The organism is Streptomyces sp. NPDC026417, from assembly GCF_055567695.1.
This window is the reverse complement of sequence record NZ_JBVHPY010000007.1, coordinates 221,137-242,753: the sequence shown is the minus strand read 5'-3', so window position 1 is coordinate 242,753 and position 21,617 is coordinate 221,137. Positions and strand designations below refer to the sequence as shown.

Annotated in this window: 22 protein-coding genes, 1 tRNA gene and 1 pseudogene; 11 read left to right on the top strand and 13 right to left on the bottom strand. The window is 71.1% G+C overall.

Going from position 1 to position 21,617, the window contains the following annotated elements; genetic code table 11:
- The first annotated feature begins 116 nt into the window (after window positions 1-116).
- Window positions 117-2,120 (top strand): Stk1 family PASTA domain-containing Ser/Thr kinase, encoded by a 2,004-nt coding sequence (gene pknB / locus ACZ4NT_RS14080; RefSeq protein ID WP_467725377.1) that lies wholly within the window; start codon window positions 117-119, stop codon window positions 2,118-2,120.
- 139 nt (window positions 2,121-2,259) lie between these two features.
- Here the strand turns inward: pknB and ACZ4NT_RS14075 are convergent, their stop codons facing one another.
- The 6 genes from ACZ4NT_RS14075 to ACZ4NT_RS14050 all read right to left on the bottom strand — a co-directional run bounded on the left by ACZ4NT_RS14075 (window position 2,260) and on the right by ACZ4NT_RS14050 (window position 6,833).
- The gene (locus tag ACZ4NT_RS14075; protein ID WP_467725375.1) at window positions 2,260-3,009 is read right to left on the bottom strand and encodes a class E sortase; all 750 of its coding nucleotides are present in this window, start codon (window positions 3,007-3,009) and stop codon (window positions 2,260-2,262) included.
- Window positions 3,010-3,076: 67 nt separating this feature from the next.
- Window positions 3,077-4,420, bottom strand: a complete 1,344-nt coding sequence (locus tag ACZ4NT_RS14070; protein ID WP_467725373.1) for a class E sortase — start codon at window positions 4,418-4,420, stop codon at window positions 3,077-3,079.
- The gene (locus tag ACZ4NT_RS14065; protein WP_121405028.1) at window positions 4,417-5,055 is read right to left on the bottom strand and encodes an aminodeoxychorismate/anthranilate synthase component II; all 639 of its coding nucleotides are present in this window, start codon (window positions 5,053-5,055) and stop codon (window positions 4,417-4,419) included. Before ACZ4NT_RS14065 ends, ACZ4NT_RS14070 begins: the two co-directional genes overlap by 4 nt.
- Window positions 5,052-5,261 (bottom strand): hypothetical protein, encoded by a 210-nt coding sequence (locus ACZ4NT_RS14060; protein ID WP_121406325.1) that lies wholly within the window; start codon window positions 5,259-5,261, stop codon window positions 5,052-5,054. Before ACZ4NT_RS14060 ends, ACZ4NT_RS14065 begins: the two co-directional genes overlap by 4 nt.
- A gap of 25 nt (window positions 5,262-5,286) precedes the next feature.
- A complete protein-coding gene (locus tag ACZ4NT_RS14055) occupies window positions 5,287-5,997 on the bottom strand; it encodes a class E sortase (protein WP_121406324.1) in 711 nt (236 codons plus the stop codon).
- 56 nt (window positions 5,998-6,053) lie between these two features.
- Window positions 6,054-6,833 (bottom strand): DUF881 domain-containing protein, encoded by a 780-nt coding sequence (locus ACZ4NT_RS14050; protein WP_121405027.1) that lies wholly within the window; start codon window positions 6,831-6,833, stop codon window positions 6,054-6,056.
- A gap of 142 nt (window positions 6,834-6,975) precedes the next feature.
- Between ACZ4NT_RS14050 and crgA the strand changes: the two genes are divergently transcribed.
- Entirely contained in the window at window positions 6,976-7,230 is a 255-nt protein-coding gene (gene crgA, locus ACZ4NT_RS14045; protein ID WP_121405026.1) for a cell division protein CrgA, read from the top strand.
- A gap of 283 nt (window positions 7,231-7,513) precedes the next feature.
- Here the strand turns inward: crgA and ACZ4NT_RS14040 are convergent, their stop codons facing one another.
- Together ACZ4NT_RS14040 and ACZ4NT_RS14035 are read right to left on the bottom strand one after the other, a co-directional pair.
- The gene (locus tag ACZ4NT_RS14040) at window positions 7,514-8,428 is read right to left on the bottom strand and encodes a rhomboid family intramembrane serine protease (protein WP_467725370.1); all 915 of its coding nucleotides are present in this window, start codon (window positions 8,426-8,428) and stop codon (window positions 7,514-7,516) included.
- A gap of 149 nt (window positions 8,429-8,577) precedes the next feature.
- Window positions 8,578-9,111, bottom strand: coding sequence for a peptidylprolyl isomerase (locus ACZ4NT_RS14035; RefSeq protein ID WP_121405024.1), 534 nt, complete (start codon window positions 9,109-9,111; stop codon window positions 8,578-8,580).
- A 432-nt stretch (window positions 9,112-9,543) separates the two neighbouring features.
- Between ACZ4NT_RS14035 and ACZ4NT_RS14030 the strand changes: the two genes are divergently transcribed.
- Together ACZ4NT_RS14030 and ACZ4NT_RS14025 are read left to right on the top strand one after the other, a co-directional pair.
- Window positions 9,544-10,242 (top strand): DUF5324 family protein, encoded by a 699-nt coding sequence (locus tag ACZ4NT_RS14030; RefSeq protein ID WP_121405023.1) that lies wholly within the window; start codon window positions 9,544-9,546, stop codon window positions 10,240-10,242.
- A 366-nt stretch (window positions 10,243-10,608) separates the two neighbouring features.
- Window positions 10,609-10,731: a hypothetical protein gene (locus ACZ4NT_RS14025; protein WP_467725367.1), complete on the top strand. Its 123-nt coding sequence runs from the start codon at window positions 10,609-10,611 to the stop codon at window positions 10,729-10,731.
- Between the two features lie 13 nt (window positions 10,732-10,744).
- On the opposite strand, the gene ACZ4NT_RS14020 is transcribed toward ACZ4NT_RS14025, so the two are convergent.
- A tRNA-Ala gene (locus ACZ4NT_RS14020) sits at window positions 10,745-10,817 on the bottom strand.
- A gap of 182 nt (window positions 10,818-10,999) precedes the next feature.
- Between ACZ4NT_RS14020 and ACZ4NT_RS14015 the strand changes: the two genes are divergently transcribed.
- Window positions 11,000-11,548: a DNA-binding protein gene (locus tag ACZ4NT_RS14015; protein WP_121405022.1), complete on the top strand. Its 549-nt coding sequence runs from the start codon at window positions 11,000-11,002 to the stop codon at window positions 11,546-11,548.
- 273 nt (window positions 11,549-11,821) lie between these two features.
- Complete coding sequence (locus tag ACZ4NT_RS14010; RefSeq protein WP_467725365.1) at window positions 11,822-13,765, top strand: serine/threonine-protein kinase; 1,944 nt, start codon at window positions 11,822-11,824, stop codon at window positions 13,763-13,765.
- A gap of 18 nt (window positions 13,766-13,783) precedes the next feature.
- Here the strand turns inward: ACZ4NT_RS14010 and ACZ4NT_RS14005 are convergent, their stop codons facing one another.
- Together ACZ4NT_RS14005 and ACZ4NT_RS14000 are read right to left on the bottom strand one after the other, a co-directional pair.
- Window positions 13,784-15,268 (bottom strand): hypothetical protein, encoded by a 1,485-nt coding sequence (locus ACZ4NT_RS14005; protein ID WP_467725363.1) that lies wholly within the window; start codon window positions 15,266-15,268, stop codon window positions 13,784-13,786.
- Window positions 15,269-15,545: 277 nt separating this feature from the next.
- Window positions 15,546-15,674 carry a DLW-39 family protein gene (locus ACZ4NT_RS14000; protein ID WP_003999697.1) on the bottom strand — a complete coding sequence of 43 codons (129 nt, stop codon included), beginning with the start codon at window positions 15,672-15,674 and terminating at the stop codon, window positions 15,546-15,548.
- A 337-nt stretch (window positions 15,675-16,011) separates the two neighbouring features.
- Here ACZ4NT_RS14000 and ACZ4NT_RS13995 point away from each other — a divergent pair.
- Window positions 16,012-16,315: pseudogene (locus tag ACZ4NT_RS13995) on the top strand (DUF6344 domain-containing protein); the annotation flags it as partial.
- Between the two features lie 510 nt (window positions 16,316-16,825).
- On the opposite strand, the gene ACZ4NT_RS13990 reads toward ACZ4NT_RS13995, so the two are convergent.
- Together ACZ4NT_RS13990 and ACZ4NT_RS13985 are read right to left on the bottom strand one after the other, a co-directional pair.
- Window positions 16,826-17,062, bottom strand: coding sequence for a hypothetical protein (locus ACZ4NT_RS13990; protein ID WP_467725362.1), 237 nt, complete (start codon window positions 17,060-17,062; stop codon window positions 16,826-16,828).
- A 246-nt stretch (window positions 17,063-17,308) separates the two neighbouring features.
- Window positions 17,309-17,746, bottom strand: a complete 438-nt coding sequence (locus ACZ4NT_RS13985; RefSeq protein ID WP_467725360.1) for a helix-turn-helix domain-containing protein — start codon at window positions 17,744-17,746, stop codon at window positions 17,309-17,311.
- Window positions 17,747-18,136: 390 nt separating this feature from the next.
- Here ACZ4NT_RS13985 and ACZ4NT_RS13980 point away from each other — a divergent pair, with 390 nt between their 5' ends.
- The 4 genes from ACZ4NT_RS13980 to ACZ4NT_RS13965 all read left to right on the top strand — a co-directional run bounded on the left by ACZ4NT_RS13980 (window position 18,137) and on the right by ACZ4NT_RS13965 (window position 21,464).
- Complete coding sequence (locus tag ACZ4NT_RS13980; protein ID WP_467725358.1) at window positions 18,137-18,736, top strand: RNA polymerase sigma factor; 600 nt, start codon at window positions 18,137-18,139, stop codon at window positions 18,734-18,736.
- On the top strand, window positions 18,733-20,034 hold the full coding sequence (locus ACZ4NT_RS13975; protein WP_467725356.1) for a BN159_2729 family protein: 1,302 nt from the start codon (window positions 18,733-18,735) through the stop codon (window positions 20,032-20,034). The genes ACZ4NT_RS13980 and ACZ4NT_RS13975 overlap by 4 nt, the downstream gene beginning before the upstream one ends.
- On the top strand, window positions 20,031-20,573 hold the full coding sequence (locus tag ACZ4NT_RS13970; RefSeq protein WP_121405014.1) for a WhiB family transcriptional regulator: 543 nt from the start codon (window positions 20,031-20,033) through the stop codon (window positions 20,571-20,573). The genes ACZ4NT_RS13975 and ACZ4NT_RS13970 overlap by 4 nt, the downstream gene beginning before the upstream one ends.
- A gap of 252 nt (window positions 20,574-20,825) precedes the next feature.
- Window positions 20,826-21,464 carry a hypothetical protein gene (locus ACZ4NT_RS13965; RefSeq protein WP_467725354.1) on the top strand — a complete coding sequence of 213 codons (639 nt, stop codon included), beginning with the start codon at window positions 20,826-20,828 and terminating at the stop codon, window positions 21,462-21,464.
- Window positions 21,465-21,617 lie beyond the last annotated feature (153 nt).

Genomic DNA, 21,617 nt, shown 5'->3' with positions numbered 1-21,617 from the left:
GGTGACGGTCTTGGCCAGGTCACACAAGGCGAGCCGGGTACGGTATGCCCGGACAGCACACCGCCGGACCACACAAGGGTGCGGTCGGGACTGACGGAGAGGGCTGGTAGGTAGCTATGGAAGAGCCGCGTCGCCTCGGCGGCCGGTACGAGCTGGGCCAGGTGCTCGGCCGTGGTGGCATGGCCGAGGTTCACCTCGCCCACGACACCCGGCTCGGCCGCACCGTGGCGGTGAAGACGCTGCGCGCGGACCTCGCGCGCGACCCGTCGTTCCAGGCCCGCTTCCGCCGGGAGGCCCAGTCGGCCGCCTCGCTCAACCATCCCGCGATCGTCGCCGTCTACGACACCGGCGAGGACTACATCGAGGGCATCTCCATCCCGTACATCGTGATGGAGTACGTCGACGGTTCCACGCTGCGCGAACTGCTGCACTCCGGGCGCAAGCTGCTGCCCGAGCGCACCCTGGAGATGACCATCGGCATCCTCCAGGCACTGGAGTACTCCCACCGTGCGGGCATCGTCCACCGTGACATCAAGCCGGCCAACGTGATGCTCACGCGCAACGGCCAGGTCAAGGTCATGGACTTCGGCATCGCCCGCGCCATGGGCGACGTCGGCATGACCATGACGCAGACGGCCGCCGTCATCGGCACCGCGCAGTACCTCTCCCCGGAGCAGGCCAAGGGCGAGCAGGTCGACGCCCGCTCCGACCTCTACTCCACCGGCTGCCTGCTGTACGAGCTGCTCACCGTCCGTCCGCCGTTCGTCGGCGACTCCCCGGTCGCGGTTGCCTACCAGCACGTCCGCGAGGAGCCGCAGCCGCCGAGCGTCTTCGACCCCGAGATCACGCCCGAGATGGACGCCATCGTCCTCAAGGCGCTGACCAAGGACCCCGACTACCGCTACCAGTCCGCGGACGAGATGCGCGCGGACATCGAGGCCTGCCTCGACGGCCAGCCCGTCGCCGCCACGGCCGCCATGGGATCCGTCGGCTACGGCGGCTACCCGGACGACCAGCCGACCACGGCCCTGCGCTCCACGGACGGGCAGGCCACCTCGATGCTGCCCCCGATGAACCCGGACGACGGCGGTTACGGCTACGACGACCGCCCGGACCGCCGCCGCCAGAAGAAGTCGAACACCTCGACGATCCTGCTGGTCGTGGCGGGCATCCTGGTGCTCATCGGGGCGATCCTCATCGGCAAGTGGGCGTTCGGGGGCGGCAACTCGGACAACGAGGCCTTCCCCGTGCCCAACTTCGTGGGCCAGACGCAGACCGACGCCAGGAAGATGGCCGAGAACCGCGAGCTGGAACTGACGTTCTCGAAGAAGGCCTGCGAGAACCAGAAGACCGGCAACATCTGCTCGCAGGATCCGAAGATCGGCTCCAAGGTCAACAAGGGCGACACGGTCAACCTGGTGGTGTCCACGGGAGCGCCGAAGGTCGCGGTGCCGAACGTGATCGACGACAAGCTGGCCGAGGCCAAGAAGGAACTCGAGAAGGACAAGTACCAGTTCCAGGTCGAGACCAGGACCAAGGAGTCCAGCCAGGACGCCGGCACGGTCCTCGCTCAGGACCCGGACCCGGGCGAGGAGGTGGAGAAGGGATCGACGATCACCCTCACCATCGCCAAGGAGAAGAAGCAGGCCACCGTCCCGGACGTCACCGGCAAGTCCTGTGACGAGGCCAAGCAGCAGATGACGGCCAACAACCTGGTCGGCGAGTGCACCGAGGTCGAGACCGCCGACGCGGCACAGGTCGGCAAGGTCCTCCAGACGATTCCGGCCGCCAACACCACGGCCGACCCGAACTCCAAGGTCACCATCCAGGTCGGCAAGGCCGCCGAGAAGCAGAAGGTGGCCGTCCCGGCTGTGACCGGGCAGCGGCTCAAGGATGCCAAGAAGGCCATCCAGGGCGCGGGTCTCCAGGTCGGCAACATCACGGGCTCGCAGGACGACAACTCCATCGTCCTGATCTCCGACCCGCCGGCGGGCAGCCAGGTCGACCAGGGCACCGCGGTCAACCTGACCACCACGGGCCAGTCCGGCGACAACGGCGGCAACGGCAACGGCGGCATCTTCGGAGGCGTCACCGGCACGGTGTTCCGCACGGAGGAGTAGCGCCGGGCGGCGGGGCGGCCCCCGGCCGCTCCGTCCGCTCCGTAACCGCGAGAGCCCCGGCCCCCTTCGAGGGGGCCGGGGCTCTCGCGTTCGGCCGTGCGGTGCGGCTGCGTCGTGTCCCGCTGCGGACCCGTGACCGCTAGCGGAGTTCCTTGGGCGGCGTGCGGTCGCCGTCGACCTTCTCCACCCTCTCCAGCTCGCCCCAGACCACGTAGCGGTAGCGGGACGTGTAGACGGGCGTGCAGGTGGTCAGGGTGATGTAGCGGCCGGCCTTCTTCACGCCCGCCTGCTTCGGGACCGGCCCGAGGACCCGCACGTTGTACTTCGAGGTCTCCGGAAGGATCGAGAAGACCTTGTAGACGTACCAGTCGTCCTTGGTCTCGAAGACGATCGCGTCGCCCTTCCGGACCTTGTCGATGTTGTGGAACTTGGCGCCGTGACCGTCGCGGTGGGCGGCCAGCGAGAAGTTGCCCTTCTTGTCCTGCGGGAGGGCCGACTTGACGGGGTCCGTGTAGTAGCCGGCGACACCGTTGTTCAGGACCTTCGTCGACGTGCCCTTCTTGACGAGCACCTCGCCGTTCCTCATGGCGGGCACGTGCAGGAAGCCGATGCCGTTCTTGGTGTCCAGCGCGCCCGGGCCGCCGCGGTCCAGCCAGTTGTCCCGGACCTGGTCGGCCTCCTTGTGCGCCGCCCGGTCGGCTATCACGTTCGTCCACCACAGCGAGTAGACGACGAAGAGACCGAGCACCAGCCCGGCGGTGATGAGGAGTTCACCGAAGACACTGACGGCCATCGCGATCCGGCCGGAGCCGCGGCGCCGCGGCACGGGCACCGCGTCGGCGTCGGCTTCCGCGCCGGCGCGCTCGTCGTGGTCCGCCCTCGCTGCCACTGTGCATCCGCCCCGTCTGGTCCGTCTCAGATTGTCCCGGTAGGCCCAGGGAACCGGTTCCGCGCCGCTAGTCGACGAGCGCGTCCGGCTTTCCCTTGCTGCGCGGCCGTTCCTCAACCATCTTGCCCCAGACGATCATCCGGTACTTGCTGGTGAATTCCGGCGTACACGTGGTCAGTGTGATGTAGCGCCCCGCCGTGGTGAAACCCGACCCCTTGGGGATGGGGTCCAGCACCGCGGTGTTCGACGGCGACGTCACCGGCAGGATCGACGCCATCTCGTAGACGAAGTACTCGTCCTGCGTCTCGACGACGATCGGATCACCCGGCTTGAGGCGGTTGATGTACCGGAACGGCTCGCCATGGGTGTTGCGGTGCCCCGCGACACCGAAGTTGCCCTTCTTGGCCTCCGGCATCGCCGTCTTCACGCTGTCCTCGTCGTAATGGCCGACCATTCCGCGGTCGAGGACCTTGGACTTGCTGATGCCCTCCGCGATCGGCGCGACGACGTCCAGCTTGGGGATGTGGAGGATCGCGAAGCCCTGCCCCGGCTCGAACGCCCCCGGCTTCCGCTTGCCGTTCGCCCAGTCCTCCTGCAGGTGGTGCGCCGCACTCCCCGCCTGCTGGTGCGCCCGGATGTTGGACCACCACAGCTGATAGGTCACGAACAGCAGCATCAGGACGCCCGTGGTGATGAACACCTCGCCGATCATCCGGCTCACCAGCACGCCCGCGCCGGGCCGTTGGGCCCGTGCCGCGCGCCGCGCCTCCACCCGGGAGCGCGGCGCCTCCGAAGACCCCTCGGCGGGGGCCTCCGCGGCCGCCTGCGGGCCCGTGTGCCGCCCACGGCGCCCGGCGGCCTTCCGGCGGGCCGCGCGGCCTCCTGGGGCGCCTGTGGACTCGTCCTCGGCCGCACGGGCCCGGCGGGGCACGTCCGCCGTCCGCAGCGCCATCGTCTCGTCGTCCGGCAGCCGCGGCGCCACCGCGGGCTGCACGAGCGTCTGATCCGCGTAGGAGGCGGCGGCCGGCTGCTCGTACGGGGCCACCGGATCCGGGTAGGGCTGCGCGTACGCATCTCCGTACGGGGGCGGCTGCGGCGCCTGCGGGTACGGCTGCGCCTGCGGCGCCTGCGGCGCCTGCGGGTAGGGCTGCGGTGTCTGCTGGTAAGGCTGCGGCGACGGCGGGTACGAACCCTCCACCTGCCCGTACCAGTCCTGCGCGTAACCCTCGGGGTCGTACCACTCCTGGGCGCCGGGCGCCCGCTGCTGAGCGGGGAGCGGGTCCGTCAGGGGGTCGCCGAACCTCCCGGCGGCCGCCCCGAAGTTCTCGGCGCCCTCGAACGCGTCCGCGCCCCCGTACGCGGCCTCGCCGCCGTAGGGGGAACCCTCGCGCTCGGGGCGCAGCGCGGTCACGCCGTGGCCCTGCCCACCACCGGGGCGAGCCCCGACGACCTGGCCACGGCACCTTGGTCCCCGCACTCGGTCAGCCAGTTGGCCAGCATCCGGTGCCCGTGCTCGGTCAGCACCGACTCGGGATGGAACTGCACGCCCTCGACCCGCAGTTCGCGATGGCGCAGGCCCATCACGATGCCGTCGTGCGTGCGCGCCGTGACCTCGAGCTCGGCCGGCACCGTCAGGGGCTCGGCGGCCAGCGAGTGGTAGCGCGTCGCCGTGAAGGGCGAGGGCAGACCGGCGAAGACTCCCTTGCCCCCGTGCTCGACGAGCGAGGTCTTGCCGTGCAGCAGCTCCGGCGCACGGTCCACCACACCGCCGTACGCCACCTGCATCGACTGCATGCCGAGACAGACGCCGAAGACGGGGACACCGGTCGCCGCGCAGTGCCGGACCATGTCGATGCAGACGCCCGCCTGCTCCGGGGCACCCGGGCCCGGCGACAACAGCACCCCGTCGAAGCCGTCCTGGGCGTGCGCCGTCGACACCTGGTCGTTGCGCACCACCTCGCACTCCGCGCCCAGCTGGTACAGGTACTGGACGAGGTTGAAGACGAAGCTGTCGTAGTTGTCGACGACGAGAATCCGCGTGGTCACTGGTCGTCCACCGTCACATCGTTGAAGGGCAGCAGCGGTTCGGCCCAGGGGAAGACGTACTGGAAGAGCACGTAGACCACCGCGAGGGCCAGGACGAGGGAGATCAACGCCCTCACCCATGCGTTCCCCGGCAGATGCCGCCAGATCCAGCCGTACATGCCGTCCCTTCCGTAGCACCACGGCACCAGAGTCACGCCGTACACCATCGGACTCACGCCGTACGCCACCAGACTAACGGCGCAACGCCTCCGGTTTCCCGGCCTCCACAGGCTGGGTGGAATCGAGGTGGGCCCAGACGATCAGCCGGTGACTGTGCCCCCACTCGGGCTCGCAGGTGGTCAGGGTCAGATAGCGGCCCGCTCGCGTGTACCCGGACTTCCGCGGCACCGGGTCGATGACGGCGACGTCGCCGGGCAGCGTCCGGTACGGCTTCGTGTCGATGCGGTACGTGAACCAGGTCGTCCCGTCGGTCAGCACGACGGCGTCCCCGGGACGCAGCCCGGGGAAGTCCTTGAAGGGGTCGCCGTACGTGCGGCGGTGCCCCGCCACCGCGAAGTTGCCCCGCTGTCCGAGCTGCGCGGTGCCCGCGTAGTGGCCGAGCCCCTTCTTCAGCGTGCCGACCGCGGTGCCTTCCAGCACGGGCTTGTTCCACGTGAAACCAAGACGCGGCACGTACATGATCGCGAAGGGTTCACCGCTCGCGTAGGGCGCCGGATCCCGGGGTGCAGCCGTGGGCGCACCGGAGCTTCCGCTTCCGTCCGACGGGGTGGGAGCCGGCCGGACGGTCCCCTGCGCCCACCGCTCCTGCAGGGTGTCGATCTGCCGGTCCATCACGCTGTCGGCCTGCACGCCCGTCCAGAACAGCACGTAGACCACGAACAGCACGATCACGGCGCCCACGGTGATGCACAGCTCGCTGAGCGTCCTGACGACCACACGCACCGACACGGGCCCCCCAGTGGCAGTTGCTCCACGCCTCCGGCCGCTTCGCGGACCCGCTACTCCACGGGCTTCGCGTAGTGGAGATCCACTGTGCCCGAGTAGCCGGGAAGAGTCACCGTCCCGTCCTCCTCGACTTTCCAGCCGAGCCCGTAGACGTTGACGTACACCATGTAGTTCTGGATCGCCGCGGAGGCCGCCAGGGCCTTCTGGAGCTTCGCCGGGTCGCCGACCGCCGTGATCTTGTACGGCGGGGAGTAGACCCGGCCCTGAAGGATCAGGGTGTTGCCGACACAGCGCACCGCGCTCGTGGAGATCAGCCGCTGGTCCATGACCTTGATGCCCTCGGCGCCGCCCTGCCACAGCGCGTTGACCACGGCCTGCAGGTCCTGCTGGTGGATCACCAGGTAGTCGGGCTGGGGCTCGGGATAGCCGGGCAGTTTGGCCGTCGCGTTCGGCGGAGCGTCGTTGAGGGTGACCGTGACGGCCTTCCCGCGGAGCTTCTGGGTGCCGGCGTTCTTCTCCAGCGCGGCCAGTTTCGCGTCCTCGGCCTCGGAACGGCCGTCGTCGCGCTCGGCGAGGGACTCGACGTCGTCGCGCAGGGCGCCGTTGGACTCGTCGAGCTGCCCGTTGCTGTGACTGCGCTCCTGGATGAGGTCCGAGAGCTTCAGCATGGACGCATCCGTCCGGATATTGGTGCCCTTGGCCGTGTTGAAGCTGGTGAAGAAGATGAGCCCGGCCAGGGCGAACACCGCTACGGTGAGCACCCGCACGGGCCGGAAACGGCGCGTGCGGGCCGGGGTGGGACCCGTCCCTGGGGAGTCGGCAGAATTGCTCAACGTACCCTTATCTCCTTAGGCGCCGCGGAAGCACTACGCTAACGGACGCCCGGGGGAGCACTCAGTGTCCCCTTGTACGCTGCCCCGGAGCCCGCCCCAGTTCCCTGCGCGGCCACGCAGCGCATCGACAGGAGAGACCCTCGTGCCGAAGTCACGTATCCGCAAGAAGGCCGACTACACGCCGCCGCCGTCCAAGCAGACGACGGCCATCAAACTGAACAGCCGCGGCTGGGTCGCCCCGGTCATGCTGGCCATGTTCCTCATTGGCCTGGCCTGGATCGTCGTCTTCTACGTGACCAACGGTTCGCTGCCGATCGACGCGCTGGACAACTGGAACATCGTGGTCGGCTTCGGCTTCATCGCGGCGGGATTCGGCGTCTCCACGCAGTGGAAGTAGCCGCCTTCCCGGTCGGCTGACGGCAGCCCAGCGCAGGGTGGACGCAGCTCTGCCCCGAGCTATCCACTGAGTTATCCACAGAAGTTTTCCACAGTGGGGAAAAAGAACGACGATCTGTGGATAACCAACCTGGTGTTGACGCCGGTGTGACTGACCTACCGGGATCCGGAAGCCTGTTCGCCCCCTGTCCTACCTGGGAAAACTCGGGTCGGCGACAGGGGGCACAGTTGTTCCCGCACAGCGTGCACAAGATCCGCCACAGTCTGTGGACAACAGTGGGCGGTCAGGTGAGCTGAGCCGTCCTGACCAGCGTCATGACGACCACGACCGCCAGCACGAGGGCACATGTCCCGTACTGCACGAGGCTCCGCCGCTCCCGTGGGGCGTGGACCATGGCGTAGCCGACGACGACACCGGCGACCAGACCGCCGATGTGGGCCTGCCAGGCGATGTTGCTCCACCCGAAGGTGAAGACCAGGTTGATCGCCAGCAGCGCGAGGACCGGGCGCATGTCGTAGTCGAGCCGTCGCATGAGGACGGCGGTCGCGCCGAAGAGACCGAAGATCGCGCCTGAGGCCCCGAGCGAGGGCTGGTTCGGAGCCGCGAGCGCATACGAGAGTGCGCTGCCCGCGAGGCCGGAGATGACGTAGAGCGCGAGGTAGCGGACGCGGCCGAGGGCGGCTTCGAGGGGGCCGCCGATCCACCAGAGGCTGAGCATGTTGAAGGCGATGTGCATGATGCTGCCGTGCAGGAAGGCCGAGGTCAGCAGCCGGTACCACTGCCCCTCGGCGATACCTTCGACCGAACCGAGAGCCGGAACGTACGCACGGCCGATGAGCTCGAAGTGGGCCGTGAAGCGTTCGCCGACGGACACCTGCTGCACGACGAACGCGGCCAGGTTGATCCCAAGAAGGATCTTGGTGACGAGCCGGGGGTCGGCCGCGACCGTGCCGCCGGCGAGCGTACGGGGCCGGGTGGCCGTCGGGGCGTGCCCGGTGCCGGATCCGGTGCGCACGCAGTCCGGGCACTGGAAGCCGACGGACGCGCTGACCATGCAGTCCGGGCAGATGGGGCGCTCGCACCGGGTGCACCGGATGCCCGTCTCCCGGTCGGGATGCCGGTAACACGTCGGCGGACTCTGGGCGTCCTGCGGCCCCTGGCCGCTCGGACCCTGCGGACTGCCTGGCACCTTGTCCATGACGGGGGTCCCCTCACCTCTGCGTACGACGGCCGCACCGTCGGCGCATCGGGGTCCGCTGGGCTCTGCGGGCCCGTGCGCCAACGCACCGCCCCGCCCCTCCTTACGGACGAGCGGGGCGTTTGGTTCCCCGGAGGAAACCTCGGGGCTCAGCCCTGGCGGGTCTCCACGACGACGGACTCGATGACGACGTCGTTGACCGGCCGGTCGGTGCGCGGGTTGGTCGGGGTGCTCACGATGGCGTCCACGACCTTCTGGCTGGCCGCGTCGGTGACCTCGCCGAAGATGGTGTGCTTGCGCGTCAGCCAGGCCGTCGGGGAGACGGTGATGAAGAACTGGGAGCCGTTGGTCCCCGGTCCGGCGTTCGCCATGGCCAGCAGGTAGGGCTTGTCGAAGGCAAGGTCGGGGTGGAACTCGTCCTCGAACTTGTAGCCCGGGCCGCCGGTGCCGTTACCGAGCGGGTCGCCGCCCTGGATCATGAAACCGCTGATCACCCGGTGGAAGACCGTGCCGTCGTAGAGCTTGTCCGTGGTCGTCTCGCCGGTTTCCGGGTTGACCCACTCACGCTCGCCCTTGGCGAGCTCGACGAAGTTCCGGACCGTCTTGGGCGCGTGGTTCGGCAGGAGCCGGACTTCGATGTCGCCTTGGTTGGTCTTCAGGGTGGCGTAGAGCTGCTCAGCCACGATGTGCCTTCCGTTGCCTTCTCTGACTCCCCGATCCTCGCACGGACCGGCCTGCCCGGCGCCCGCCACCACTCGTCCCGGCGCTTAGTACTTCATCTACCGGGCACCCGGATCACGTCCCCGGACAGCCGTCCGGGGGCGGCGCCTGCAGAAAACCGGTCGAGTCCTCCCAGACGGGGGCGCGTCGCGACGATCCGTGGCATTGTCGTCGACAAGCTCCTGTTGCCCTGTATTAATCCGCTATTGGACCTGATCGTCGTCTGTCAGTCGTTTTGATCGCCCTGCGGTCGGCGGCTGCTCCAGGCTCGCCCGGGAGGGGGGTATCCGTGACCCGGATGCCCGTCCTCACATGCTCCGAAGGTTACTGACGGGCATGATCCCGATAAGGGCGGAAAGGTGAAATACCGTACGCCACCGAGGAGGAGGAAACCCGTGACCCGCATCGACAGCGTGCGCGCCGCGACCGGCTCGGCAAAGGACAGCGTGCTGCACGCCGCGGAAGTGGTGGCGCCCTATGCCGACACGGCCAAGGACAGGGCCGCTCACTACGCAAACGAGGCACGCGTACGGCTTGCGCCGAAGGTGTCGCTGGCCGCCGACCAGGCCCGCGTCCAGTACGACGCCCATCTCGCGCCGCGTCTGGAACAGGCTCGCTCGCACGTACCGCCGAAAGTCGACCAGGCCGCCCACGACGCCGCGGTCCGCACGCGCAAGGCCGCGCGTCAGGCCGCCGAATACTCGAAGCCGAGGATCGACCAGGCAGTGGCGGCGGCCCAGCCCGTGAGCAAGGAGGCCGCGGCACGCGGAGTCGCCGCACTGGCCGCCCTGCGTGGCCAGGTCTCGCCCAAGGAGATCCAGAAGCTGGTCCGCAAGCAGCAGCGGCGGGCCAGGGCCGGACGGATCGCCAAGGGTCTGGCCGTTCTGGGTCTCGTGGCGGGCGGCGCCTTCGCCGCCTGGAAGTGGTGGGACAAGCAGGCCAACCCCGACTGGCTGGTCGAGCCCCCCGCTGCCACCGAGGTGCCGGACAACGGCCACCTGTCGGCCGTCGACGGCAGCCAGGCCGCCCTGGACCCCGAGGTTCAGGCCAAGGAAGCCGAGGAGGAGTCGGCGGACCGCGACGAGCACCGCTGATCCCGGCCACGCGCCGGCCTCAACAACGCCGTGGGGCAGAAGACTTGAGGGTCTTCTGCCCCACGGCGTTGTTTCACGTGGAACATCGGACCCCCGAGCGGGGCGCCCGCCCCGCGTTGCCGTGGACCCGGCGTTTACAGCCGCCGGCCTTGATGACGTTTGCAATGCGACGCACACATGACATCCACACAAACCCCTTAACGGACTGCGTTGCCCCGGTTACTCGAACGCACTCACGCCCACTCCCACAAGGTCCGCTCCCCGGCGGGCCGCGCGGACCGCGCGACCCCGCAGCCCAAAGCCACCACGTCACGGCGAGGGGATTTCCCACCGTTTGCGCAAAGAAATGCAACGAGAGCAAAGCCCATGCCTGTGACACACGTCACCAAGATCGGGGGCGTCGCCGCACGGGACGGGTCGGCGGCCGTTCCGCATGCGGAGGAACCAGGGCATAAGAAGACCGGCCAGGCGCCCGCCGAGGGCGTCTGACCGGTCCGGATTGTGGAGCCTAGGGGAGTCGAACCCCTGACATCTGCCATGCAAAGACAGCGCTCTACCAACTGAGCTAAGGCCCCGGAAGAGGAACGTCCGGCCGGCAGAACCTCGTACCGGCGGGCGCCGCAGACCAGAGTACCGGGTCACCCCCGGGATCTCGCAAAAAGATTGGGGGTCCCCGTGGACGACCACGCTCCGTAAGATGCTCGGCGTGGTTCGCGGCAGCGAACCGCCGTACTTGGGGAAGCGATGGGGAGACGCAATGGACGCCGCACAGCAGGAAGCAACCGCAAGAGCCCGGGAGCTGCAGCGGAACTGGTACGGGGAGCCGCTGGGGGCGCTCTTCCGTAGGCTCATCGACGATCTGGGTCTCAACCAGGCGCGTCTTGCCGGGGTACTGGGGCTGTCCGCTCCCATGCTGTCGCAGCTGATGAGTGGCCAGCGCGCCAAGATCGGCAATCCCGCGGTCGTCCAGCGCGTACAGCTGCTCCAGGACCTGGCGGGGCAGGTCGCGGACGGCAGTGTCAGTGCGGCCGAGGCGACCGACCGGATGGACGAGATCAAGAAGTCGCAGGGGGGCTCGGTGCTGAGCAACACCACGCAGACGACCAGCAGTTCGGGGGCGCCGACGGTCAAGCGGGTGGTCCGCGAGATCCAGTCGCTGCTGCGCTCGGTGGCGGCGGCCGGGGACATCATCGATGCGGCGGACACCCTCGCCCCGACCCACCCGGAACTGGCAGAGTTCCTCCGGGTGTACGGCGCGGGCCGTACGTCCGACGCGGTGGCGCACTACCAGTCCCACCAGAGCTGAGCAGACGGCCCGGCCGCCCAACACCCCGCCGGCGAGGGTCTCCTGGACCTCCGGCCGCGGGGAGGCAGGCAGCCGGGCACCTCACGGGGCACGCACAACAGGACACCGCTCGACAACCAGGGGGAGACGGCACCGGAGTACGGCGCCGCGGGCGGCCCGGACGGCGTGGCGCCCCGAAGTGCCCGGACGCGGGCACGTCGACGAGCTCCAGCGGGCCGGGCACCTCGCACGAGGCCACCGGGCCGAAATCCGAAGGGGGAGCGAGGCACGACCATGGGTGAGGTCTTCGCCGGCCGGTACGAACTGGTCGACCCGATCGGGCGCGGGGGAGTCGGTGCCGTCTGGCGCGCCTGGGACCACCGGCGTCGTCGGTACGTGGCCGCCAAGGTCCTGCAGCAGAGCGACGCCCATTCGCTGCTGCGCTTCGTGCGGGAGCAGGCGCTGCGGATCGACCATCCCCATGTGCTCGCACCGGCCAGCTGGGCCGCCGACGACGACAAGGTCCTCTTCACGATGGACCTGGTGGCCGGGGGCTCGCTGGTCCATCTCGTCGGCGACTACGGCCCCTTGCCTCCCCTCTTCGTCTGCACCCTGCTCGACCAGCTCCTGGCCGGGCTCGCCGCCGTGCACGCGGAGGGCGTCGTGCACCGCGACATCAAGCCCGCCAACGTGCTGCTGGAGGCCACCGGCACGGCCCGCCCGCGGCTGCGGCTCAGCGACTTCGGCATCGCCATGCGTCTCGGCGAACCGCGGCTGACCGAGACCAACTACGTGGTGGGGACGCCCGGTTACTTCGCGCCCGAGCAGATGACGGGTGCCGACCCCGCCTTCCCCGCCGATCTGTTCGCCGTGGGACTGGTCGCCCTCTATCTGCTCGAAGGCGCCAAGCCCGACTCCAAGGCACTGATCGAGTACTTCGCCGCCCACGGCACGCCACGGGCGCCCCAGAGCATCCCCGAACCGCTGTGGCAGGTCGTGGCGACGCTGCTGCAACCGGATCCGGACGCCCGGTTCCGTACCGCGACGGGAGCGCGCAAGGCCCTCGCCTCGGCCACCGAACTCCTGCCCGAACCCGGTCCCGACGACGAACTGGTGGAGGTCTTCGACCAGGTGGGGCCGCTGCCCGCGGGCTTCGGCCCCGAGGGCCCGCTCCGCAGAGCGCCGGGCGTGACCCACGCGTCCCCTCACCCGGGCGTCCCCTCCCCCGACGGAACGGACACCCCGCCGCAGCCGGACTCCGCCCCCTCCCACCCGGGCATCGGTCCGATCCCCCCGCGCCCCGGCACCGCCGCGATCCCTCCGCGCCCCGGAACCGGCGCCACCCCGTCGCTCTCCGGTGGTGGCGCGATACCGCCGGTCCCCGACAGCGGTGCCCTGCCTCCGCGCCCCGGGACCGGTGCGACACCGTCGTATCCCGGCACGGGCGCGATACCCCCGTATCCGGGAACCGGTGCCGTACCCCCGTACCCCGCTCCCGCCGCGGTGCCCCCGCCTCCGGGCGCGGTGCCGTCCGCGTCCGATCCGGGTGGCACGCCCGCACCCGCCCCGCGGGCGCCGGAGTCCGACTCCCGCCCGGGAGCCCCGCGCCCCGGCTTCACTCCGGACGCCTCGCACACCGGCACCGGCACCGGCACCGGCACCGGCACCGGGCACGGTCCGATACCTCCCCGGCCGGTCCGGGACCCCGCACTGCCGCACCTACCCGCAGATCACCAGGGCCTCGGCGGCAGCGGCGAGCACAGCCGACGGCACGGCACGACCGCGTCCGGTACGCCGGAGGGCCGCAACTCCGGGTCACTCGCCCCGAACGCCGGCACCCCGGACCGCGAACCGTCCACGATGTCCGACACCGGAAGCTTCCATCTGCCGCCGCCCCTCGCCCGGGAGGCGACCACCCACCGGCCGCAACCGGCCCCGTACGCCCAGCCGCACCCTCCCCCCGCCTCGGCGCAGACGCCCGTCCACACCCTCCCCTTCGCACCGACGCCCGTCTCCACTCCCCACCAGCCCGCGGCCCCGATGACCGCGATGCCGCGGCACGCGTTCGCCGCCGCGGGCGCGCACGCCGCCCGGACCCCGCAGGCGCCCCGCGCGTCGCAGTCGGTCGCGCGGCACCGCACCAGGCGGCCGGGACCGCCCGCGAAGGTGGCCCTCCCCATGCTGTTCCTCGCGCTCGTCTGCTTCGCCGTGGGCTTCTGGGCGCTGACGCGGATCTGAACGCCGGAGGCCGCGGGATCAGTGACCCGGCGTACGAGCGGAGCCCGCCCGCGCGGGCCTCCCGCGCCGTCGTGCCACCGCCGTCCACACGGCGAGCGTGAGCACCAGCGCGCACCCCGAGCCGATGCCCGTCGCGGCGACCACTTTCATCGCGGGGTCCCCGCTGCCGGCGCTCCAGGTGTCGCCGCTCGTACCGCTGTCCCCGGACCCACCGCCCGCCGGGCCGTTCCCCGCCGCCGCTCCCGCTTCCGCGCGGTCCTCGTCGGTGACCTCGAACGCGTCACGCGGTGCGGCACTCCCCAGGTAGGCGGGACCGTCCTCGGCGTCGCCCTTCACCTGCACCCGCAGCGTCAGTTCGAGAGGGGCGTCGCCGAACTTCTCGGCGACCTGCCCGCCCAGGTGCAGCGCGAGGTAGTACCCACCGGCGAACCGCATCCCGCTCGTCCGCGCGCTGATCCCGTAGCGGTTGTCGTACTCCACCGGCGGCAGCGCGGGCAGCACCGCCGGCCGACGGCTGCCCCCGTACCCCGAACCCACGTCGTCGACGAAGCCCCGCGCCGGGTTGTAGAGCGACATGACCAGAGCGGTGCCCACGTACCGGTCACCGCTGTCCGGACTGCCGAGTTCCGCGGTGGCGTAGAGCTGCTGGCCCCAGTCGACGGGCACCTTGTAGAAGAGGGTCTGCCCCGCTTCGATCCGGGTCTCCCAGACCCCTTGTCCGAGCGGTGCGGCCGTACTGAAGCCCGTGCCGCCCGAGCGGCGTACGGCCTCGCCCGGAAGGGCGTCCGGCGGTGCGGAGTTCCAGGTCTGCGGCGCGGTCGTCGCACCAGACTTCGGCACCTGCGGCTCGGACGTATAGGTGATCTCCAGGCCCCAGTCGTCCGGGGAGGAGGTGGGCGGCCCGCTGCGCTCGACGACCGCGTAGTACGTGCCCGCCTCCTGGCACACGTACTCGGTGCGGCCGATCTCGCGGGACGCCGCGGCGGCGATCGGGTGCGGGCTCTGGGTGGCACCGATGTGGGCGGTCTTGGTGGAGCACGTGGAGCCGTCCGCCTCCTGCACGGACACCTTGACGCCGTCCGCGGAGGAGACCTCGGTCCCCGCCCGGGGGACGGCCGTGGCCGAGACGTACGCGTTGGACCTGGCGTCCAGGTCGAGGCGGTAATAGATCTTGCCGCCCTTGGCTATGGAGCTCCTGTACGTCCCACCGGGTGCCAGGCGCGCGGCCCCGGTGATGCGGTCGGCGCCCTCGACCGTCCTGGCGTCCTCGGCGAAGTCGTACGGATCCGGGCCGCCGTTCCAGGTGGCGGGCAGGCCCGCGCCGACGGCGGGACCGCCACCGGACCTCCCGCCGGCACCGGCATCAGGGCCCCGGCCGGCGATCGACGGCGCCGAGGCGGGGCTCGCCGCCGCCTGCCCCGGCAGAACCGCCGTGACGCCCAGCGCCCCCGTCGTGCACAGCGCCGCCATCACCGCAACCGGTGTCCGGACGCTCCGTGGCATCGCGCGCCGCTTCGCCGTGCGCCGCCCCATCCCGCGCCACCCCTCGTCGTAACCCCCGGATCGTGGCCCATCCTGCCCCCACGGGCCCCCGCGGCGCCCGGGCTCTGCGCAGGAGCGGCCGAAACGATGCGTCACCGGAGGGGCCCGGGCCGCCTGCCTTCCCGGGTTCCCGCCCGGCGGCTGCGCGGAAAGGCGGGACAACCCGCGCCGGGACAACACAAAACCCCGACCGTGAGGACGGCCGGGGTCTGTTCTGATCTGAGACTGGTGTCGCTACTCACGAACCCGTGGGCACGGAGTCAGTCGCCTCCGTCCACAGATCCTGCTCGGCGCGATCCGCCTGGATCTGGCGGTACACGAGGAGCCCGCCGATGGCGGCCAGTGCGACCAGGAGAAGCTTCTTCACCGCGCGACCTCGTCTTTCCTTGACGTAGGGGACCTCTGGCGCCCGACTATACACACCGACCGATATCGATCGGTGACCTGCGTCCGCCCTCAACTGGCCTGGCAGACAGCGCAGTAGGAAGAGGTCCCTCCGCTCCGATCGGAGAGTGATCACATCTTCACCGAGGGTTTCTTCGCCCCGGTTTCTCCACTCTGTTCATCATTTCTCAGCTCCTGCGGCCAAAAGAGTGGTGTTCATCGGAAGATCACCGCACGGCGAGCGTCGGTCCGGCACGCGGCGGCCGACATACACATCATGAGGAAAGTACGCAAATCCACCCACCCGAAAGAGAGGGACCATGACCCGCAACCCGGTCATGAACCTGTGGACCGCGGTCGTCACCGCATTCCTCGCGCTGTGCACGTCGCTCGGACTCATCACGACGACCGCCGTCGCCGCCGTACCCGAGGGGGAGACGGCCCGCAACGCCGATGCCCCGCGGAACACCGCGGCGTCGGAGGAGCCCATCCGGACCCGACCCCACGCGGGCTCGCTGCCACCGACGATGAAGCAGCGGATCCACGCCGAGGCGCACGGCTCCTCACCGTCCTGCCGGCACCGTCCGCCGACGGACTCCACGGCCACGGACACCGCCGCCGTACCGGAAAGCTCCCCGGTCCCAGCCGTCGCACGCGCCGGCGCGGCCCCTGAGGCAACCGCCGTCCTCGACGCGGCCGGGCCCACGGCAGGACCGGCCCGCGCAACGGATTCCCGGCAAGCGGCCGACGGCTCGGATCACGCCGCGGCACCCTTCGGCGTCTTCGGCCCCACTCGCGCGACGACCGGCACCCTCGTCCTCCGCACGCTCGCGGCACAGCCGGCCGTGACCCCCGGCGATGAACTCCCCGACCGCCCCGGGGACACCGCGCGCACGACCACCGCGCCTGTCGCCGACGCGCAGCCCGTCGACGCCGTCCTTCTGCCCTCGCAGGCCTCGGCCCCGGTCCCGCTTCCGGCGCCCTTCCCCGCACCTGCCCCCGCGCCCGCTTCGGTTCCGGTCCTGGCCGGCGCCGGCGCCGCGGCTCTGGGATGACGTCTCACTCCCGGCGTCGACGCGGGCATGTGCCGGTGCGACCAGCCGGGCGCCACACCGCCCGTACAGGCCGGACCGGTCAGACGGGCTCGCAGGAGGAGTCGGCGGCGACCAGGGTCACGAGTTCGCCCGGCAGCTCCACGTGCGCGCCGCAGAAGCACAGGAAACGATCGTCCGCATCGGCCTGCGCACCGAGGTCGATCGTGAGGATCGCCTCCACCTCGCGCAGTAGTTCACGGGTGGGCGCACCGCGCGCCACCAGGATGCTCACTTCGTCAGGGTCCCAGATGGCGATCTTCGGAAGGTCGTCCGCCACAGAAATCACGATGCACACAGGTATCTCCCCAGGGATGCATGAGGGCATGCAGGAACCCCGCTCCGGGAGGCCAGCGGCACACCGATCGTACCCGCGCGTGTTCCCTGAGTGAGAGTTGTTGTGATATTCCCTTGCCACGTGCCCACCGGAAACGGCCCTCCGCACGAGGACCGATCCGACGGATCCCCCCGCGAGCACCTCGACGCACCAGGACGTCCCCCGCACACCGGGACGGCGCCGGCACCGTCAAGTGGAGCGGCTGAGCTGGAGCATGGCTTCGGCGTTCTTCACCAGGGCCCGCTGTCGCGACTCGGGCAGCTGGCGGTAGAGCTTGAGCAGCTGGGCCTCGCGTTCGTCACCACTCGGCCCGGGCACCGGCCGGCCGACGGAGGCGAAGAACTCCCGCGGCGTGGTCCGCACACCCCAGCGTCGGAATACCTCGACCATCACACGCAGCCTGTCCGGATCGATGCGAGAGGTCCCACGCGTCCGGTTCATCCAGGCATTGAGCGTCGGATAGGAGATACCGGCTTCCGCGGCCAGATCCTTCTGCGTCCTGCCCTGCGACTCACCGAGGAGACGTTCGAGCAGCGCAGGCAGATCCTCGCCCTCGACGGCGGTGTCCTCACCGAAGTCCGGCTCGCCCGCGTCGGGTTCGCCGCTCGGCTGAAAGTTGCTGGTCACGCGGTCAAGCATCGACCATCGGCATCTACATGTGCAAGTAGATCGCAGATCGATGGGTCGAATTTTCGTGATCGGCAGGCGCATCCACGTGTCCAGGTGCTATCGCACGCCTCACGCGCTTTCACGCGCCCCCCTCTGCACTTCATCAGTCCGTTGACAGCGCCGCTTGACGTATCTACATCTACATGCATAGCGTAGATAACCCCACAACCCCTCCCCCTCCCGCTCCACCCGCCCCACCCGTCCGTCGCCCGAAGAATCTACATCTACATGAATATTGCGTATCGGAAGCGGCGACACCCCGTCCCGGGCGGCCGACCGAGACCGCGACGCCCACGACCTCCCCACGAACAGTCCAGCCAGCCCTCGCACAGAAGGAGCACGCCGCCCGTGTCCGCACTGACCAGACCAGAGACCAGCCCGCCCCGGCAGACGGCCGAGGACGACGTGGTCGGCCGGGTCCAGGCCGGCGACCGCCAAGCGTTCGCGGTCCTCTACGCCGACCACCAGCGCTTCGTGTACCGGTATCTCTACTTCCGTACGCGCAACCAGCACCTGGCGGAGGACCTCACCCAGGAGGTCTTCATCCGGGCCCTGCGCCACATCGACGGCTTCACCTGGCAGGGCACGGCCTTCACGGCCTGGCTGCTCACCATCGCCAGGAACCTGCACCTGGACGAGGTGAAGACCAAACGCTCCCGGGTGGAGACCCTCGTCCCCGAGCTCAGGGACGGAGACGTGCACGACCGGAGCACCGAATTCGCCGCGCTCCGCGCCCTGGACGCGATCGAGACCCGTGAGGCCGTGTGGAGCGCCCTGCACACGCTGAATGCCCATCAACGGCAGTGCGTGGAAATGCGGTTCATCGGCGAGCTGTCGCCCGAGGAGACCGCCCAGGCCATGGGACGCACGGTCGGCGCGGTCAAAGCGCTGACGTTCCGAGCGATGCGAAAGCTGCGCACGACGTCGGAGAGAGAGACCGCGGCATGAACAGAAACCTGCCCCACGCCGAACACGTGATCCGTACGGCGCTGTCCGTGGAGACCTCGAACCAGGCCGGAGCCGTCGCCCACGCCCTGGACGCGGCACACCTTCTGGTGAACCCCGAGCGGACGTTCGGGCTGGTCCTGCACCGGACACCGGGCGGCGACTGGGCCCGTGTCCCCGGCCGGCCGACGGAACTGGAGCAGCAGGCCCACGCCTGGGACCGCGCGTGCGAACGGGCCCGGCTGATCGCGGCCACCGTCGAGCAGCGCATCGGCGGGCACCCGGACTTCCTCGGGGCCCGGGCCGACGGCGACTGCGTACGCGTCGAGCTGCACGTCACCGACCGGCAGCAGTGGCAGCGGTGGCGCACGCACTTCGGCATCCGGCGGGACGCCGAGATCCCCCTGCAGCACGCGGTCCTCGGTGAGACCCGCCAGGGCGGTGTCCGCGTCTCGGTACTGGCGCACGAGCGACGCCGGTCGCCGTGGCCCGCGCCGCCCGACGCGTCCGCGGGTACCGCCGCGGGGGCCGGTGCGGCCCCGGAGGCCGCGCCAGGTACGACCTCGGGCGCGGTGGCCGGTACGGACTCCGGCGCCGCGGCCGGTATGGACTCCGGCCCTCGGACGTACGAGTTCGAGGGGACGGTCTACAACCTGGCGCTGCCTCAGCGGGACGCGTACGGAGACGTCTGGTACTTCCACGGCTGCCGGACACCGGGTGGCATGCCCCTGCTGTCGCCGGACGGACGCCCGGAACGCTGCACGCTCGCCAATGTGACCTCCCTGCTGGGGCCGTTGACCGCGCTGGAACCGGAAGCACCCTCGGCCGTGACGGCCCCGCCGACCGCGTCCCCGGCCTCCCCGACCCGACCGGCGCCTTCCCTCGCCTCGTCCGCCCCGTCCTCGACCCGGCCGATGCCAAGCCTGCCCTCCTCCGCGGCACCCTCGACGCAGCCGACACCCGTCCTCTCCCCTTCCTCGGCGCAGCTCTCCACGCGGCCCCAGGCGCGCCGGTCCCGGGCGGTCCGGCTCACCGCCGCCCGGCTCACCGTCGTCCCGACCCCTGCTGCCACGGCCCTGGCCGCCACCGCGGTTCCCGCCGTCGTTCATCCGCTCGCCCGGATCGCGCTCGTCACCCCCGGCGCCCCCGCCGACGCCGCGAGTCCACGGCCTCCCGACGGCCGCACCGAACCGGGGTCCGGCCCGCCCGCCCCCGTGGTGCCGAACCGCCGCGCGCTGCCGTCCCCCGCCCTCCAGCCGGGCGAAGGAAGGAACAGAGAGGGCGGGCGGCGTACGCGATGACGAAGTCTCCGACGACTACGGGGCCGGCGCCGGTGGCGAACACGCCGTCCGGCGGGGGCGCTGCCCGGGACCGGGCCCGCGATCCGGACGGACGCGACGGCCGGAGCAGGGCATGGGAGCTGAACGCCCGGTGCCGTGACGAGGATCCCGAACTGTGGTTCTCCGACCGGACCCGCGCCGTGGCCAGGGCCCTGTGCCACGCGTGCGTGGTGCTCGATGCGTGCCGGGAGGCCGTGATGCGACGCGAGGAGGGCCTGCCGGAATCCGGGCGAGGGGGAATCGTCGCCGGCCTGACCGGCCCTCAGCGGCACGCACTGGACAGGCGGCTCAGACGGAGCCCACCGCCCCCGCCCGAGCCGTCTTCCCCGCCCGGCCCGTCCCGGCCCCCCGGCCTCCCGGCTCCCTGCGGCACGCGCTCGGCGTACCAGCGCCATGTGCGCAGAGGAGAGCCCGTGGACGAGGCCTGCCGGGCCGCCAACGCCCGGAGTGCCCACCACTACCGGAGAACGGGCACCACGCTCCTCCGCCCGACCGGATAGGCATCGGCCCGGCGTCCCCCGGCCCACACGCCCGCCCCGCACCGCCGGCCGACGGCGGCCCCCTACCCCGGCGCCCGGCGGATCAAGGAACCCCCGCCCCCCTCCCGCCCCCGTCTCCCCTTCCCTTCGGAGCCCTCCATGTCGTCACCCCCGCCGCCCGACCGACCGCCGACGGCCCCCGCACGCCCCCGGCCGACACCGGCACCGGCGGTCGCCGCGGACCCGGCCCACGCCCCTCCGGTGCTCCGGGCCGTGCCCGAGCCCGCCCGGGGGCGTCCCGCCGGACGCCGGTCCCACGCCTCCGCGGGCCGGCGGCGTCGCTTCCGGGGGCTCCTCACCCGTCTCCTGCGGACCACCTCCGCCGCCTCGGTGCCGCCTGCGGACGCCACCACGGGCCCTGCGAGCGCGAGACACCGCGGCAATCCGGCGGACCCGGATGCACCGACGGACCCGCTGGTCGACCGCCTGCAGCGCATCGGCAGCGAGTTGCGCCTGTCCCGGGCGCAGGTGTCCCGCTGGCAGCGGCACGCCGACGCGTACGCACGGGAACGCGACGACCTGGCGCGGGAGCGGGCGTACCTCCTCGCCTGGCTGGCCGCCCTGCACCCGTCGTCCGCGGTGGTCACGCAGGCACCGCCGCCCGACGGCCCCACGGCCGGCTGGCACGTCCTGAGCCTCGTCGCGGGTGGCCGGACACTGTCCTGGGCCCTGGCGCCCCGGGACGTCCCCGTCTTCCAGTACGTACGCCGGGACCGGACCACCGGCACGCGCGCGTGGAGGGACGCCCGGGAGACAGAGACGGTCTACGCCCACATCCACCGCCACACCCGCCTCCTGGCGCTGGAGGACGACGTGGTCCGCGTCGCCGAGGAGCTCCGCCCGGGCGACTGACCGACCCGGCCCCCGAACTCCGGCCGACAAGCTCGGGAGGCACGTCGACCGGACAATGAGCGCCCCCCTGCAGCGGTGACAGAGCAGGGGGGCGCTGCCGCGTTCACACGACGGCATGACGGAAGGTCAGCCGCCCCGGGCCCCTGGCCGAAC